The organism is Streptococcus sp. HMSC068F04 (assembly GCF_001837455.1).
Taxonomy (GTDB): Bacteria; Bacillota; Bacilli; order Lactobacillales; family Streptococcaceae; genus Streptococcus; species Streptococcus salivarius_D.
Genome location: NZ_KV832518.1, coordinates 15,080 through 30,189, shown reverse-complemented (window position 1 = coordinate 30,189; position 15,110 = coordinate 15,080). Strand labels below are relative to the sequence as shown.

Below are 15,110 nucleotides of genomic sequence, written 5' to 3'. Positions count from 1 at the left end.
AAAGAGGAGTTAAACATGACAAAGAAAATTGTAACACTTTCAGGTGATGGAATTGGACCTGAGATTATGGCAGCAGGTCTTGAAGTTCTTGAAAAAGTAGCTTCAAAAATTGGATTTGATTATGACATTGATGCTAAACCATTTGGTGGTGCTGGTATTGATGCTGAAGGTCATCCACTTCCTAAGTCAACTTTGGATGCTGCTAAATCAGCAGATGCTATCCTCTTGGCTGCAATTGGTGGACCAAAATATGACAATGCGCCAGTTCGTCCTGAACAAGGACTTTTGGCCATTCGTAAAGAGTTGAATCTCTTTGCTAATATCCGTCCTGTCCGCATCTTTGATGCTTTGAAACACTTGTCACCTCTTAAACCTGAGCGTATCGAGGGCGTAGATTTTGTCGTTGTGCGTGAACTTACAGGTGGTATTTACTTTGGTGAGCATATTCTCGAAGAAGACAAGGCTCGTGATATCAATGATTATTCAGCAGATGAGATTCGTCGTATCATTCGTCGTGCTTTCAAGATTGCCCAAGGTCGTGGCAAAAAGGTCACTAGCATTGATAAACAAAATGTTTTGGCAACTTCTAAATTGTGGCGTAAAGTTGCTGATGAAGTTTCTTTGGAGTTTCCAGATGTAACTCTTGAACACCAACTTGTTGATAGTGCGGCAATGATCATGATTACCAATCCAGCTCGTTTTGACGTGGTTGTGACAGAGAACCTTTTTGGAGATATCTTGTCTGATGAATCAAGTGTCCTTCCAGGAACTTTAGGTGTTATGCCATCTGCCAGTCATTCTGAAAATGGTCCTAGTCTTTATGAACCAATCCATGGTTCAGCACCAGACATCGCTGGTCAAGGTATTGCCAACCCAATTTCAATGATTTTATCAGTAGCTATGATGTTGCGTGAAAGTTTCAATGAAACTGAAGGGGCAGAATTGATTGAAAATGCTGTTGATAAGACCTTGAACCAAGGCATCTTGACACGTGATTTGGGTGGTCAGGCTTCGACTGCTGAAATGACAGCAGCTATTATTAGCAATCTCTAAACTCATGACACTAAAACTAGTGTTACTAAGCGTTTTGTTGGTATGGAATCTCCTTGTTTTATGTGCTTATGGACTTGATAAAAGCAAGGCCATTCAACATAAAAGACGGATTTCTGAGAAGGCATTATTATTGCAGACTCTGATTTTCGGTGGTATTGGTGCCTTTCTAGGTGGGAAATTTTTTAGACATAAAATTAACAAATGGTATTTTAAGCTATGTTGGCTTATAGGCATTGTTATTGATGTCGTTCTTTTATACCTTATTCTAACAAGACTTTCGGATTAGCTAATCCTTAGATTATATTTGGAGTATTTTATGAGCGGAAAATCAATTTTTGATAAACTTTGGGAACGCCACGTCGTTACTGGAAATGAGGGCGAACCACAATTGATGTATGTGGATCAGCATTATATTCACGAGGTTACAAGTCCACAGGCCTTTCAAGGACTTCGTGATGCTGGACGTAAAGTTCGTCGCCCAGATCTAACTTTTGGTACGACAGACCACAACGTTCCTACGGTTGATATTTTTAACATTCGTGACCTTATTTCTAAAAACCAAATTGATACTTTGGCGAAAAATGTTGAGGAATTTGGTATTGATGCGGCTACCCACGGTACTGCTCGTCAGGGGATTGTCCACATGGTTGGTCCTGAAACAGGTCGCAGTCAACCCGGTAAATTTGTAGTTTGTGGGGATAGTCATACGGCTACCCACGGTGCCTTTGGTGCCATTGCCTTTGGTATTGGTACATCTGAGGTGGAACATGTCTTTGCGACACAATGTTTGTGGCAAGTAAAACCTAAGAAAATGAAGGTTGAATTTGTTGGTAAACCACAGCCAGGTGTCTATTCAAAAGACTTTATTCTTGCACTTATTGCACGCTATGGCGTTGATGCTGGTGTAGGATACGCGGTTGAATATTGTGGTGAAGCTATTGATGCACTTTCAATGGATGAACGCATGACTATCTGTAACATGTCTATTGAATTTGGTGCTAAGATGGGTCTTATGAATCCAGACCAAAAAACTTATGATTATGTTGAAGGGCGTCCTTGCGCACCTAAGGGTGAGAAGTTTGAAGAAGCAGTAGCTGACTGGAAAACCTTGGTCTCAGATCCAGATGCTGAATACGATAAAGTAATCACTATTGATGTTTCAGAATTGGCACCTATGGTTACATGGGGAACTAACCCTGAAATGGGTGTTGAGTTTGATCAACCATTTCCAGAAATCAAAGACTTTAATGATGAACGTGCTTACGAGTATATGGATGTTAAGCCTGGCGAATATGCTAAAGATATCGATCTTGGCTATGTCTTTATTGGTTCTTGTACTAACGCACGTCTTAGCGACCTTGAGTTAGCTGCTAAATTCGTTAAAGGAAAACATATCGCACCAACATTGACAGCTATTGTTGTTCCAGGTTCACGTCCAGTTAAGAAAGAAGCTGAACGTCTTGGTTTGGATAAAATTTTCTTGGATGCAGGATTTGAATGGCGTGATCCAGGTTGCTCAATGTGTCTTGGTATGAACCCAGACCATGTTCCAGAAGGCGTTCACTGTGCATCTACAAGTAACCGTAACTTTGAGGGACGTCAAGGATATGGAGCTCGTACTCACCTTTGTAGTCCAGCAATGGCAGCAGCTGCGGCAATCGCTGGTAAATTTGTAGATGTACGCGATATGCCAGAAGTTCAAGCATAAGGGAGAAGATAATGGAAAAATTTACCGTCTATACAGGGAAATCAGTACCTTTGATGAATGATAACATCGATACGGACCAACTCATTCCCAAACAATTCTTGAAAGCTGTTGATAAAAAAGGCTTCGGTAAGAATTTGATGTTTGAATGGCGTTATCTTAATGATGACTACGAAGAAAATCCTGATTTCGTCTTCAATAAACCTGAGTATCGCGATGCGACTATTTTGGTTACTGGTGATAACTTTGGTTCAGGATCATCTCGTGAACACGCTGCATGGGCATTGGAAGACTATGGTTTCCGCTGTGTTATCGCTGGATCATTTTCAGATATCCACTATAACAACGAATTGAAGAATGGTATGTTGCCAATCGTTCAACCCTTGGAAGTACGTCAAAAATTGGCTGCTCTTCCTGCAGGTGAGGAAATCACGATTGACCTTCCAAACCAAGTCATTAAATCTTCAGCAGGAGAGTTTCCATTTGATATCGATCATGAGTGGAAACGTAAATTGGTTGAAGGGCTTGACGATATTGGAATCACTCTTCAATATGAAGATTTGATTGCTTCCTATGAAAAACAACGCCCATCATATTGGCAATAAGGGATTAAGTTGTTTCTCTAAGCTTTGATATTCAATCTTGCTATCAGAAGCAATGATGTGTTAGTAAAAAAATAATGAGCACTTAAAAGAATGGGATAAGGACAATATCAAAAATGTTGTTCTATCTCATTCTTTTTGTTTGAAACAGTTAATATGGTAGAGGCGTTTTTACTAGTAGCGTATGCTATAATAGAAAGATAGAAAGGAGGCCTTCATGTTTGCACAATTGGATACAAAATCTGTCTATAGTTTCATGGATAGTGTCGTAGATTTGAACAGCTACGTTGAGCGTGCCAAAGAGCTTGGCTATCAAGCCCTTGGTTTGATGGATCGTGACAATCTTTATGCTGCTTATCATTTTGCCAAGCTTGCAAGTAAAAACGGTTTACGTCCTTTGATTGGTATGGAAGCTAATCTATTTTACGAGGGAAGAAAAATTCCTTTTCGCCTGTTAGCTAAAAATAATCAGGGCTATAAAAATTTGATGAAGTTGGCAACAGAGCTTTCCTCGGGACAGCGTGAATTTACAGCTTTTTCGGACTATCTAAACGCTATTGCCCTCATCCTTCCGAGTGAAGACTGGGAGCCAGGAATGACTCTTGGTTCAGAGGTTTTTATTGGGGTAAGGCCTGAAGATGCTGGCAAAGAGTTTGATTATCCTGTAATTCCTTTACATACAGTGCGTTATTTTGAAAATGTAGATCGCTCGACGATTCAGATGTTACACGCCATCTCACAAAACGTTTCCTTGTCAGAGGCCTCTATTTGTCCTATGAATCAGCTTCTTTTCTCGCCTCAAGAAATGGAAAGTGCATATAGTGATATTCCAGAGGCTTTGAACAATTTGGAGCAACTTGTTTCAGACATTACTTATCAGTTTGATACGGATTTGAAGCTTCCTCGTTTTAATCGTGATATGCCAGCAGTTGACCAATTACGTCAATTAGCCCAATCTGGATTAGAAACTAAAAAGTTAAGCGCAGCAGTTTATCAGGAACGTTTAGACAAAGAATTGTCTATCATTCATCAGATGGGCTTTGATGATTATTTCTTGATTGTCTGGGATTTATTACGCTTTGGGCGTAGCCGTGGTTATTATATGGGAATGGGACGTGGGTCTGCTGCAGGAAGCTTGGTGGCTTATGTCCTTGATATTACCGGAATTGATCCCGTTAAAAATGACTTGCTTTTCGAGCGTTTTCTAAATGAAGAACGTTATAGCATGCCTGATATAGATATCGACTTGCCTGATATCTATCGAAGCGAGTTTCTTCATTATGTTAGGGACCGTTATGGTAGTAAGCACTCTGCTCAGATTGTTACTTTTTCAACTTTTGGGGCCAAACAGGCTATCCGAGATGTTTTTAAACGTTTCGGAGCCAAGGAATTTGAACTGTCACAACTTAGTAAAAAGATTTCTTTTCGTGACACCTTGACCTCTGTCTATGAGAAGAATATGTCATTTAGACAGTTGATTAATCAAAGACAAGAATTTCAGAGGGCTTTTGAGATTGCTAAGGCTATTGAAGGCCAGCCAAGACAGACCTCAATCCATGCTGCTGGTATAGTGATGAGTGACGATGACCTAACCAACCATATTCCTCTAAAAGATGGTGAGGATATGATGGTTACTCAGTACGATGCCTCCGCGGTCGAAGCCAACGGCTTGCTTAAGATGGATTTCTTGGGCCTCCGTAATTTGACCTTTGTTCAAAAAATGAAGGAGAAACTTGAAGAAGAGCAGGGAGTCGCTATAGATATCAAATCCATTGATTTGGAAGATCCACAGACCCTAGCTCTTTTTGCCAAGGGGAAAACTAAGGGAATATTTCAGTTTGAGCAGGCGGGTGCTATTAACCTTCTTAAACGGATTAAACCCGCTAAGTTCGAAGAAGTGGTAGCGACAACCTCTCTTAACCGACCTGGAGCTAGCGATTATACAGATAATTTCATCGCTCGTAAGTACGGTAAGGAAAAAGTAGATTTGATTGATCCAGTAGTTGCACCAATCCTTGAGCCTACGTATGGCATCATGCTTTATCAGGAGCAGGTTATGCAGATTGCCCAAGTATTTGCAGGCTTTACACTCGGAAAAGCCGATTTGCTTCGTCGAGCAATGTCGAAAAAAGATGCCAATGAAATGTCCAAGATGTCCGAAGAGTTCATGGAAGGAAGTCGTCGGTTGGGACGTGACCCACAGATTGCTGAACGACTCTTTAGTATGATGGCTAAGTTTGCAGGTTATGGCTTTAATAGAAGTCATGCCTATGCTTATTCAGCACTAGCCTTTCAATTAGCCTATTTCAAAACGCATTACCCTCAGATTTTCTATGACGTCATGTTAAACTATTCGTCTAGTGATTACATTAAGGATGCAATTGAAAATGGCTTTTCTCTAGCCAGCCTTGATATTAATAGAATTCCCTATCTGGACAAGATTTCAGATGGAAAGATTGTATTAGGTCTTAAGACTATCAAAGGCTTGCCAAGAGATTTTGCCCTTTGGATTATTGAGGATCGCAAACAAAATGGTAAATACATTTCTATAGAAGACTTTTTGACACGTATTCCTAGCAAATATCAGAAAGTCGATAGTCTGACACCTCTTATCCAGATTGGTTTGTTTGATATTTTTGAACCAAATCGACAGAAAATCATTGGTAATTTAAGCAACCTCTTTACTTTTGTCAATGAGTTAGGAAGTTTGTTTGCAGAATCATCTTACTCTTGGGTTGATTATGAAGACTATAGTCAGACGGATCGTTATAATTTAGAACAGGAGTTACTAGGAGTTGGGCTTAGCCCCCATCCTTTACACTTGGCTCAAAAAATGGCCTCTCGTCCCTATCAACCAATTTCTGATTTGGCTGTTAATACTAAGGCAACGGTTTTGGTTCAGCTAGAATCCGTTCGAATTATCAGAACTAAAAAAGGTGATCAGATGGCCTTTCTGAACGTCACTGATGGGATCAATAAACTTGATGTTACCCTATTTCCAGAAACTTATTTCTATCATAAGGATAAATTAAGTGAAGGTGGTCTCTTTTATCTTGATGGACGGACCCAGGAGCGTGATGGACGCATTCAGTTAATCTTGTCAAACATGGAGGAAGCCAGCACGGAGCGTTTCTGGATTTTACTTGAGAATCATGATAAAGACATAGAAGTTTCTCAAATATTAGCTAAGTATCCTGGACACATTCCTGTCATTATCCGTTATCAAGGAAGTAAGGAAACTATCGTTAGTCAAAGATACAGAGTAACTAAGAACGAGGAACTTAATCGGGAATTAGCACCTTATGTGCTGAAAACGGTTTTACGGTAAAAAAAAACAATAAATCTTTTCAAATTTAAAGCCATTTAGAATTCTTTGTGTTATAATGAAAATGTTAAATATATAAAAGGAGTATCAGGAATAATGAAACGTATTGCTGTTTTAACTAGTGGTGGAGATGCCCCTGGTATGAACGCTGCCGCTCGTGCAGTTGTTCTCAAAGCAATTTCTGAAGGAATTGAAGTCTTCGGCATTAACCGTGGATACGCTGGTATGGTTGAAGGAGATATCTTCCAACTTGATGCCAAAGGCGTAGACAACATCCTCAGCCGTGGTGGAACTTTCCTTCAGTCTGCTCGCTATCCTGAGTTTGCCCAACTTGAGGGTCAACTTAAAGGTATTGAGCAACTTAAAAAACATGGAATCGAAGGTGTAGTAGTTATTGGTGGAGATGGTTCTTACCATGGTGCTATGCGTTTGACTGAACATGGTTTCCCAGCTGTTGGTCTTCCAGGAACTATCGATAACGATATCGTTGGTACAGACTACACAATTGGTTTTGATACTGCTGTTGCAACAGCAACAGAAGCTATCGATAAGATTCAAGACACTGCTTTCAGTCACGGACGTACTTTCGTCGTTGAAGTTATGGGACGTAACGCTGGTGATATCGCTCTTTGGGCTGGTATTGCTTCTGGTGCAGACCAAATTATCGTACCTGAAGAAGAGTATGATATTAATGAAGTTGTACGTAAAGTTAAAGAAGGTTACGAATCAGGTGCTAAAACTCACCATGTAATCGTAGTTGCTGAAGGTGTCATGGGTGCTGAAGAATTTGCAGCTAAAATGAAAGAAGCTGGAGATACTTCAGATCTTCGTGCAACAAACATTGGACACGTGGTTCGTGGTGGTTCACCAACTGCGCGTGACCGTGTTCTTGCTTCATGGATGGGGGCACATGCGGTTGACCTCCTTAAACAAGGTATTGGTGGTGTAGCTGTTGGTATCCACAATGAAGAGCTTGTTGAAAGCCCAATCCTTGGTACAGCAGAAGAAGGAGCTTTGTTCAGTCTTACTGAAGACGGTAAAATTATCGTCAACAATCCTCACAAAGCACGTCTTGACTTTGCAGACCTTAACCGTTCATTGTCTAACTTGAGCTAATCTCAGTTACTTAAATTATTGTTAATCCGTCGCTAAGGCGACAAAAAATATAAGGGAGTTTTATTTATCATGAATAAACGTGTAAAAATCGTTGCAACACTTGGTCCTGCGGTTGAAATCCGTGGCGGCAAAAAATTTGGTGAAGATGGTTACTGGGGTGAAAAACTTGACCGTGAAGCATCTGCTAAAAACATTGCTCAATTGATCAAGGAAGGTGCTAACGTTTTCCGTTTCAACTTCTCACATGGTGACCACGCTGAACAAGGTGAACGTATGGATGTCGTTCGTATGGCAGAAGACCTTGCTGGTCAAAAAGTAGGTTTCCTTCTTGATACAAAAGGACCTGAAATCCGTACTGAATTGTTCGAAGGTGATGCTAAAGAGTATGCATACAAAACTGGTGAACAAATTCGTGTTGCTACTAAACAAGGTATCAAATCAACTCGCGACGTTATCGCATTGAACGTTGCAGGTGCACTTGACGTTTTTGACGATGTAGAAGTTGGTAAACAAGTTCTTGTCGATGATGGTAAACTTGGTCTTCGTGTTGTAGACAAAGATGCTGAAAAACGTGAATTCATCGTTGAAGTTGAAAATGATGGTATCATCGCTAAACAAAAAGGTGTAAACATCCCTTACACTAAAATTCCTTTCCCAGCACTTGCTGAACGTGATAACGCTGATATCCGTTTTGGTCTTGAACAAGGTCTTAACTTTATCGCTATCTCATTCGTACGTACTGCAAAAGACGTACAAGAAGTTCGTGCTATCTGTGAAGAAACTGGTAACGGTCACGTTCAATTGTTGGCTAAAATCGAAAACCAACAAGGTATCGATAACATCGATGAAATCATCGAAGCTGCTGACGGTATCATGATCGCTCGTGGTGACATGGGTATCGAAGTACCATTCGAAATGGTTCCAGTTTACCAAAAAATGATCATCACAAAAGTTAACGCTGCTGGTAAAGTTGTTGTTACAGCTACAAACATGCTTGAAACAATGACAGAAAAACCACGTGCAACTCGTTCTGAAGTATCTGACGTATTCAACGCAGTTATCGATGGTACAGATGCTACAATGCTTTCTGGTGAGTCTGCAAATGGTAAATACCCAGTTGAATCAGTTCGTACAATGGCTACAATTGATAAAAACGCTCAAACTCTTCTTAAAGAGTATGGTCGTCTTGATTCATCAACATTTGACCGTTCAACTAAGACTGAAGTAGTTGCGTCTGCAGTTAAAGATGCTACTAACTCAATGGATATCAAACTTGTTGTTGCTCTTACTGAATCAGGTAACACTGCTCGTTTGATTTCTAAATACCGTCCAGAAGCTGATATCTTGGCTGTAACATTCGATGAAATTACTCAAAAATCATTGATGCTTAACTGGGGTGTTATTCCAGTAGTTACTGAAAAACCAAGCTCAACTGATGACATGTTTGATGTTGCTGAAAAAGTTGCATTGGAATCAGGTCTTGTAGAATCTGGTGACAACATTGTTATCGTTGCTGGTGTTCCTGTAGGTACAGGTGGTACAAACACTATGCGTATCCGCACAGTAAAATAATTTAAGTAGAACTTAAATAGAAAGAAGATCCTAGGGGTCTTCTTTTTTTGCTCTCAGCTCTCAGTCAACTGTAGTGGGTGATGAAAAGCTAACATCTAGAGAGGACCGGATAGGGATTCCACTGAAAAAGTCATCAATCGATGTTTTTTGTTATCTTATATCGTATATTCAAGTAATAAAAATACCCCAAAAGTTAGATTTTCTCTGTCTAATTTTTGGGGTGCAGTTTAATTTACGGGTAGTTTGATTAAGGGCTATAAGTCCATAATAGTAACCAGCGTCTTAAGACGAAGTCTTTCACTTTGTTCAAGCCTTTATTTCTTTTATTCGTCATAAGCTTCTCAAAGAGGCAGACGCATTACTTACCGTTATCACTGAAGGGATTTTTATATTCTTTCACACTTAATTGTTCAATGCGGTATCATACTTCACTAGTTCCTAGATATATTTCTTAATTGTGGCTTCATTAAGTCCTATCGTACTTACATAAAAACCTTCTGCCCCAAAATGTTTGTTTCCAAATTTATATTTTAAATTGGCATTTCTATCAAACATCATTAATGCACTTTTACCTTTTTAATATCCCATAAAACTAGCCACACTCATTCGTTGTTGTATACTTACTAGCATATGAACATGATCTGGCATTAAGTGACCTTCTATTATTTGTATGGCCCAGCCTGCTGTTTTTTAAGTCGTCATGATTGACTTTGCTCTCTAGGAAGCGTAATCTAGACCTTAGGTAAAGGATTATAAGGAGGTCCCTCAATGATTGAAGTAACTTATTTAAATACTGCCAAGCAAGAAAAACACACTTCCTTTGAAGATTACAATGAATTTGTCAGAGCCCAGCAAGCTTGTTGGATTGCCTTGCCAGATGCAACACCAGTTACTAAGGTGACAATAAACGGACATGATATTGGCTACAAAGGACAATATGGTGACCTTTACTTTTTTATTATGAAGCTAGACTTGGCACAGTATCAGTAATAATAAGGGAAAAGAATCAGACATCGTGTTCTGGTTCTTTTTCTTTAATCAGGGTAATTTTTATAAATTAAGAATATTGCTAATTGACTGAAAATGACTTACAATAGAAAGGAAGAATTTATAGAAGGAGACACATATGAAAAACAAGCGTTTAATTTGGACTTTGATTTTCTTAGCTATCTTGACGCTCGGTTCTATTGGTACAGATCTTTTCAAAAAAGAACACCAAGATGCCAATAAGGTCGTCAAAGTAGGGATCCTCCAGTTCGTGACTCACGACGCCCTGGATCAAATTGAGAAGGGAATTGAGGATGGCCTTAAGGAAGCTGGTTATAAGGGGGACAAGGTTAAAATCACCCTCCTAAATGCCGAAGGAGACCAGTCTAAAATTCAAACCATGTCTAAACAATTGGTTAATGACAAGAACGATGTTGTTATCGGTATTGCCACACCAGCAGCACAGGGGCTAGCGGCAGCTACCAAGGATATTCCAGTCATTATGGGGGCTATCTCAGACCCTGTTGGGGCAAAATTGGTTAAGAATCTCAAGCATCCAGAAGGCAATGTTACTGGTACCTCAAACCAAGTGCCGATTAAGCAGACAGTAGAATTGGTCAAATCACTGACACCAAATGCCAAAACGATTGGTATTCTCTACGCTTCAAGCGAGGACAATTCCAAATCACAGGTTGAAAGCTTTAAGAAGTACGCTGAAAAAGATGGTCTGAATGTGGTCGAGTACGCCGTCCCATCAACTAATGAAATCAATACAACCATGTCAGTCATGACTGGTAAGGTAGATGCCATCTGGACGCCTCAAGATAATACGATTGCCTCGGCCTTTTCAACAGTAATCTCATCAGCCAACCAGGCTAAGATTCCAGTTTATACGACAGTTGATACGATGGTGAAAGAGGGCGGTTTGGCTTCAGTTGCTCAAAGCCAATATGAACTTGGAAAGGCTACAGCTCGTAGTGCAGTTAAGGTTCTTAAAGGTAAGAAAGTTAAGGATGTTCCTGTAGATGTTATCGATGATGGCACACCAACGCTTAACCTTAAAGTTGCTCAAGACCTCAACATCACCATCCCTGACGATGTGCTTAAACAGTCAGACATCGCTGTTAAAGCTGATAAATAAGGAGGACTTATGATTATTTCATCTATTTATCAGGGGCTTCTATACGGAATCCTAGGTCTTGGGATTTACATGACTTTCCGTATCTTGGATTTTCCTGATTTGACAACAGAAGGTTCCTTCCCTCTTGGTGGGGCAGTAGCAGTAACCCTTATGAACTTTGGTTGGAACCCTATCTTGGCAACCTTGGTTGCCGTTTTGGCCGGCTGTGGTGCCGGACTTGTGACTGGTCTCCTCTATACTAAGGGAGAGATTCCTACTATTTTGGCAGGGATTTTGGTCATGACCTCTCTTAACTCAGTCATGCTTATGATTATGGGGAGAGCCAACCTAGGACTTCTTGATATTAAGACTATTCAAGATTTGCTTCCTTTCAGCAAGGACTACAACCTCTTGATTGTTGGTCTCATTGCGGTAACCATTGTTATCACGGCCTTGATTGCCTTTCTTAACACGCGCCTAGGTCAAGCTTATATTGCCACAGGTGATAATAGAGACATGGCCAAATCATTTGGTATCAACACAGACAATATGGAAGTGATGGGGCTTGTTATCTCAAACGGTATTATTGCCCTCTCTGGAGCCCTGATTAGCCAACAGGATGGTTATGCAGACGTTTCTAAAGGGATTGGGGTTATCGTCATTGGTCTTGCCAGCATTATCATTGGTGAGGTCCTTTATGCGACTAACTTGACTCTGTTGGAACGTTTGATTGCCATCTGTATTGGTTCAATCCTCTATCAGTTCCTTTTGACAGCGGTTATTGCTCTTGGTTTTAACACAAACTACCTCAAACTCTTTAGTGCGATTGTTTTGGCTATTTGCTTAATTTCGCCTGTCCTACGTCGAAAATTCTTTAAGGGGGTGACCTTATCACGATGACAGCTATTGTAGAACTCAAAGATGCGACTGTTAAGGTCAATAACGGTTTTGACACCGAAAAAACCATTCTGGACCATGTTAATCTTACCATTAGAGAAGGTGACTTTATTACCATTCTTGGTGGAAATGGTGCCGGAAAATCAACCCTCTTCAATGTCATTGCAGGGACTCTCATGTTGACCAGTGGTCAGATTTTCATCATGGGTGAAGATGTTACGGCTCTCCCTGCTGAGAAGCGTGCCAAATACCTCTCACGAGTCTTCCAAGATCCTAAAATGGGGACGGCTCCTCGTATGACTGTTGCAGAAAACCTCTTGATTGCCAAATACCGTGGCGAAAAACGAGGGCTTAAATCACGCCAAATTCATCTCTACACAGAGGAATTTCAAGGTCTGATTGAACGTATCAGTAATGGTTTAGAAAAGCACTTAGATACACCAGCAGGTCTCCTTTCAGGTGGTCAGCGTCAGGCTCTCAGTCTTTTGATGGCGACACTTAAACGTCCTGAGCTCTTGCTCTTAGACGAGCACACTGCAGCTCTGGATCCTAAGACCAGTGTAGCCCTCATGGAGTTGACTGATGAGTTTGTAACAGGTGACCATCTAACAGCTTTGATGATTACCCATCACATGGAAGATGCCCTAAAATATGGAAATCGTCTTATCGTTATGAAGGATGGTCAAATCATTAAAGACCTTACCAAGGAAGAAAAAGGCCAATTGGATATCACAGACTATTACGCTATGTTTGAGTAAGCCTAGTCTGACTCTAAATTGTAAAATAAGCCAAAAAGTTGTATACTTAAAGGGTATGCAACTTTTTGTTGTGGCCTGTAAATCGACAAGGAGACTGTTCGCACGAACGTTCAGCTTCTTGGACCGTCTGTAAAAATAGGCTCTAGAAGAGAGTCAAACTAAAAAGGAGAAAAACAAGCATGAGCGATATTAAAATTATTGCCCTAGGTGGAGTACGTGAAAATGCTAAGAACCTCTATATTGTTGAGATTAACGACTCTATCTTTATCTTGGATGCTGGTCTAAAGTATCCTGAAAATGAACAACTAGGTGTTGACTTTGTCATCCCTAACTTAGATTACTTGATTGAAAATAGAGATCGTATCCAAGGGATTTTCTTAACTCACGGACACGCCGATGCCATTGGTGCCCTACCTTATATCTTGCAAGAAGTCAAAGCACCAGTCTTTGGATCATCACTTACAATCGAGTTAGCTAAACTGTTTGTGAAGAATGCTGGCGTTAAGAAATTCAACAATTTCCATGTTATTGACGCAGAGACTGAAATTGAATTTGAGGATGCTGAGGTTTCATTCTTCAAGACAACTCACTCTATTCCAGAATCAATGGGGATTGTTCTTGGCACTGACCAAGGCAATATTGTCTATACCGGTGACTTCAAGTTTGACCAAGCTGCCCGTCCTTACTACAAAACTGATTTAGGTCGTTTGGCAGAAATCGGACGTGAAGGTGTTTTGGCCCTCTTGTCGGACTCAGCAAATGCGACAAGTACTGATCAAACAGCTTCTGAAGCAGAAGTTGGCCAAGAAATTGACCAAGTAATTGCTGATGCAGAAGGACGTGTTATTGTTGCTGCAGTTGCCTCAAACTTGGTACGTATTCAACAAGTCTTTGATTCAGCTGCTGATCACGGACGTCGTGTTGTTCTTACTGGTTTTGACGTAGAAAATATTGTCCGCACAGCCATTCGTCTCAAAAAATTGACTGTGGAGCATGAAAAACTTATTGTTAAACCAAAAGACATGAACAAGTTCGAAGACCACGAGTTGATTATCCTCGAAAATGGTCGTATGGGTGAACCAATCGATGGCCTTCAAAAGATGGCTGTTGGTCGTCACCGTTACGTTCAAATCAAGGATGGAGATTTGGTTTATATCGTAACAACTCCAAGCATTGCTAAGGAAGCCGTAGTGGCACGTGTTAACAACGCTATCTATAAAGCTGGTGGAACTGTTAAGATGATTACGCAGAGCCTTCGTGTATCTGGACATGCCAATGCTCGCGAACTTCAATTGATGGTTAACCTCCTTCGTCCACAGTATCTCTTCCCTGTTCAAGGTGAGTACCGTGACCTTCAAGCGCATGCAGAGTTAGCCTTGGAAGTTGGTATTCTTCCAGAAAATATTTATATCGTTAAACGCGGTGACATCATGCACTTGTCTGAAGATCAAGGTTTCCTTCATGAAGGAGCTGTTCCAGCTGGTGATGTTATGATTGACGGTAATGCCATTGGTGATGTAGGTAATATCGTCCTTCGTGACCGTAAGGTCTTGTCTGAAGATGGTATCTTTATCGTAGCTATCACTGTTAACAAGAAGGAGCGTAAGATTGTCTCTAAAGCGCGTGTGAATACACGTGGGTTCGTTTATGTGAAGAAGAGCCGTGACATTCTCCGTGAGGCTGCTGACATTGTCAATGCTACCGTTGAAAATTACTTGGCAGGAGACAGCTTCGACTGGGGTGAACTTAAAGGAGCTGTCCGCGACGATGTGGCTAAGTTCCTCTTTGACCAAACCAAACGCCGTCCTGCAATCCTTCCAGTAGTCATGGAAGTCCGCTAATAACTGACTAAAACATAAGAGTGTGAGCGTGATGTTTGCACCATAGACATTGAGAAAAGTCTCAATAAGACTTTGTTCTAAAATCAAAAGCTGGGGTGTCCCAGCTTTTCTAACATTAAGAAAGGAAAATACAA

12 protein-coding genes and 1 pseudogene are annotated in these 15,110 nt (G+C 40.6%); 12 read left to right on the top strand and 1 reads right to left on the bottom strand.

Going from position 1 to position 15,110, the window contains the following annotated elements:
- The first annotated feature begins 15 nt into the window (after positions 1 to 15).
- The 7 genes from leuB (at position 16) to pyk (ending at position 9,373) form a co-directional block, all read left to right on the top strand.
- Positions 16 to 1,053, top strand: coding sequence for a 3-isopropylmalate dehydrogenase (gene leuB / locus HMPREF2571_RS08030; RefSeq protein ID WP_013990718.1), 1,038 nt, complete (start codon positions 16 to 18; stop codon positions 1,051 to 1,053).
- Positions 1,054 to 1,057: 4 nt separating this feature from the next.
- Positions 1,058 to 1,339 (top strand): DUF1294 domain-containing protein, encoded by a 282-nt coding sequence (locus tag HMPREF2571_RS08025; RefSeq protein WP_013990717.1) that lies wholly within the window; start codon positions 1,058 to 1,060, stop codon positions 1,337 to 1,339.
- A 30-nt stretch (positions 1,340 to 1,369) separates the two neighbouring features.
- Complete coding sequence (gene leuC / locus HMPREF2571_RS08020; protein WP_013990716.1) at positions 1,370 to 2,761, top strand: 3-isopropylmalate dehydratase large subunit; 1,392 nt, start codon at positions 1,370 to 1,372, stop codon at positions 2,759 to 2,761.
- Between the two features lie 11 nt (positions 2,762 to 2,772).
- On the top strand, positions 2,773 to 3,363 hold the full coding sequence (leuD, locus tag HMPREF2571_RS08015; RefSeq protein ID WP_013990715.1) for a 3-isopropylmalate dehydratase small subunit: 591 nt from the start codon (positions 2,773 to 2,775) through the stop codon (positions 3,361 to 3,363).
- A gap of 214 nt (positions 3,364 to 3,577) precedes the next feature.
- Entirely contained in the window at positions 3,578 to 6,688 is a 3,111-nt protein-coding gene (locus HMPREF2571_RS08010) for a DNA polymerase III subunit alpha (RefSeq protein ID WP_013990714.1), read from the top strand.
- A 93-nt stretch (positions 6,689 to 6,781) separates the two neighbouring features.
- On the top strand, positions 6,782 to 7,801 hold the full coding sequence (gene pfkA, locus HMPREF2571_RS08005; RefSeq protein WP_013990713.1) for a 6-phosphofructokinase: 1,020 nt from the start codon (positions 6,782 to 6,784) through the stop codon (positions 7,799 to 7,801).
- Positions 7,802 to 7,870: 69 nt separating this feature from the next.
- Positions 7,871 to 9,373 (top strand): pyruvate kinase, encoded by a 1,503-nt coding sequence (gene pyk / locus HMPREF2571_RS08000; RefSeq protein WP_004182640.1) that lies wholly within the window; start codon positions 7,871 to 7,873, stop codon positions 9,371 to 9,373.
- 358 nt (positions 9,374 to 9,731) lie between these two features.
- Here pyk and tnpA read toward each other — a convergent pair.
- Positions 9,732 to 10,045 (bottom strand): annotated as a pseudogene (tnpA, locus tag HMPREF2571_RS07995) (IS200/IS605 family transposase); the annotation flags it as partial.
- Positions 10,046 to 10,141: 96 nt separating this feature from the next.
- Here tnpA and HMPREF2571_RS07990 point away from each other — a divergent pair.
- The 5 genes from HMPREF2571_RS07990 to HMPREF2571_RS07970 all read left to right on the top strand — a co-directional run bounded on the left by HMPREF2571_RS07990 (position 10,142) and on the right by HMPREF2571_RS07970 (position 14,976).
- Entirely contained in the window at positions 10,142 to 10,363 is a 222-nt protein-coding gene (locus tag HMPREF2571_RS07990; RefSeq protein ID WP_014633227.1) for a DUF4649 family protein, read from the top strand.
- Positions 10,364 to 10,499: 136 nt separating this feature from the next.
- On the top strand, positions 10,500 to 11,501 hold the full coding sequence (gene trpX, locus HMPREF2571_RS07985) for a tryptophan ABC transporter substrate-binding protein (RefSeq protein WP_004182637.1): 1,002 nt from the start codon (positions 10,500 to 10,502) through the stop codon (positions 11,499 to 11,501).
- 9 nt (positions 11,502 to 11,510) lie between these two features.
- On the top strand, positions 11,511 to 12,380 hold the full coding sequence (locus tag HMPREF2571_RS07980) for an ABC transporter permease (protein ID WP_002883493.1): 870 nt from the start codon (positions 11,511 to 11,513) through the stop codon (positions 12,378 to 12,380).
- Positions 12,377 to 13,135, top strand: coding sequence for an ABC transporter ATP-binding protein (locus tag HMPREF2571_RS07975; RefSeq protein WP_002883503.1), 759 nt, complete (start codon positions 12,377 to 12,379; stop codon positions 13,133 to 13,135). Before HMPREF2571_RS07980 ends, HMPREF2571_RS07975 begins: the two co-directional genes overlap by 4 nt.
- A gap of 179 nt (positions 13,136 to 13,314) precedes the next feature.
- Positions 13,315 to 14,976, top strand: a complete 1,662-nt coding sequence (locus HMPREF2571_RS07970; protein ID WP_049553841.1) for a ribonuclease J — start codon at positions 13,315 to 13,317, stop codon at positions 14,974 to 14,976.
- Positions 14,977 to 15,110: the final 134 nt, after the last annotated feature.

What these genes read in the sequence shown, in the direction of transcription:
- trpX (WP_004182637.1), top strand. Translation starts at nt 10,500, where the DNA reads ATGAAAAACAAGCGTTTAATTTGGACTTTGATTTTCTTAGCTATCTTG.
- leuD (WP_013990715.1), top strand. Translation starts at nt 2,773, where the DNA reads ATGGAAAAATTTACCGTCTATACAGGGAAATCAGTACCTTTGATGAAT.
- HMPREF2571_RS07980 (WP_002883493.1), top strand. Translation starts at nt 11,511, where the DNA reads ATGATTATTTCATCTATTTATCAGGGGCTTCTATACGGAATCCTAGGT.
- leuC (WP_013990716.1), top strand. Translation starts at nt 1,370, where the DNA reads ATGAGCGGAAAATCAATTTTTGATAAACTTTGGGAACGCCACGTCGTT.
- pfkA (WP_013990713.1), top strand. Translation starts at nt 6,782, where the DNA reads ATGAAACGTATTGCTGTTTTAACTAGTGGTGGAGATGCCCCTGGTATG.
- HMPREF2571_RS08025 (WP_013990717.1), top strand. Translation starts at nt 1,058, where the DNA reads ATGACACTAAAACTAGTGTTACTAAGCGTTTTGTTGGTATGGAATCTC.
- HMPREF2571_RS07975 (WP_002883503.1), top strand. Translation starts at nt 12,377, where the DNA reads ATGACAGCTATTGTAGAACTCAAAGATGCGACTGTTAAGGTCAATAAC.
- HMPREF2571_RS08010 (WP_013990714.1), top strand. Translation starts at nt 3,578, where the DNA reads ATGTTTGCACAATTGGATACAAAATCTGTCTATAGTTTCATGGATAGT.
- pyk (WP_004182640.1), top strand. Translation starts at nt 7,871, where the DNA reads ATGAATAAACGTGTAAAAATCGTTGCAACACTTGGTCCTGCGGTTGAA.
- leuB (WP_013990718.1), top strand. Translation starts at nt 16, where the DNA reads ATGACAAAGAAAATTGTAACACTTTCAGGTGATGGAATTGGACCTGAG.
- HMPREF2571_RS07970 (WP_049553841.1), top strand. Translation starts at nt 13,315, where the DNA reads ATGAGCGATATTAAAATTATTGCCCTAGGTGGAGTACGTGAAAATGCT.
- HMPREF2571_RS07990 (WP_014633227.1), top strand. Translation starts at nt 10,142, where the DNA reads ATGATTGAAGTAACTTATTTAAATACTGCCAAGCAAGAAAAACACACT.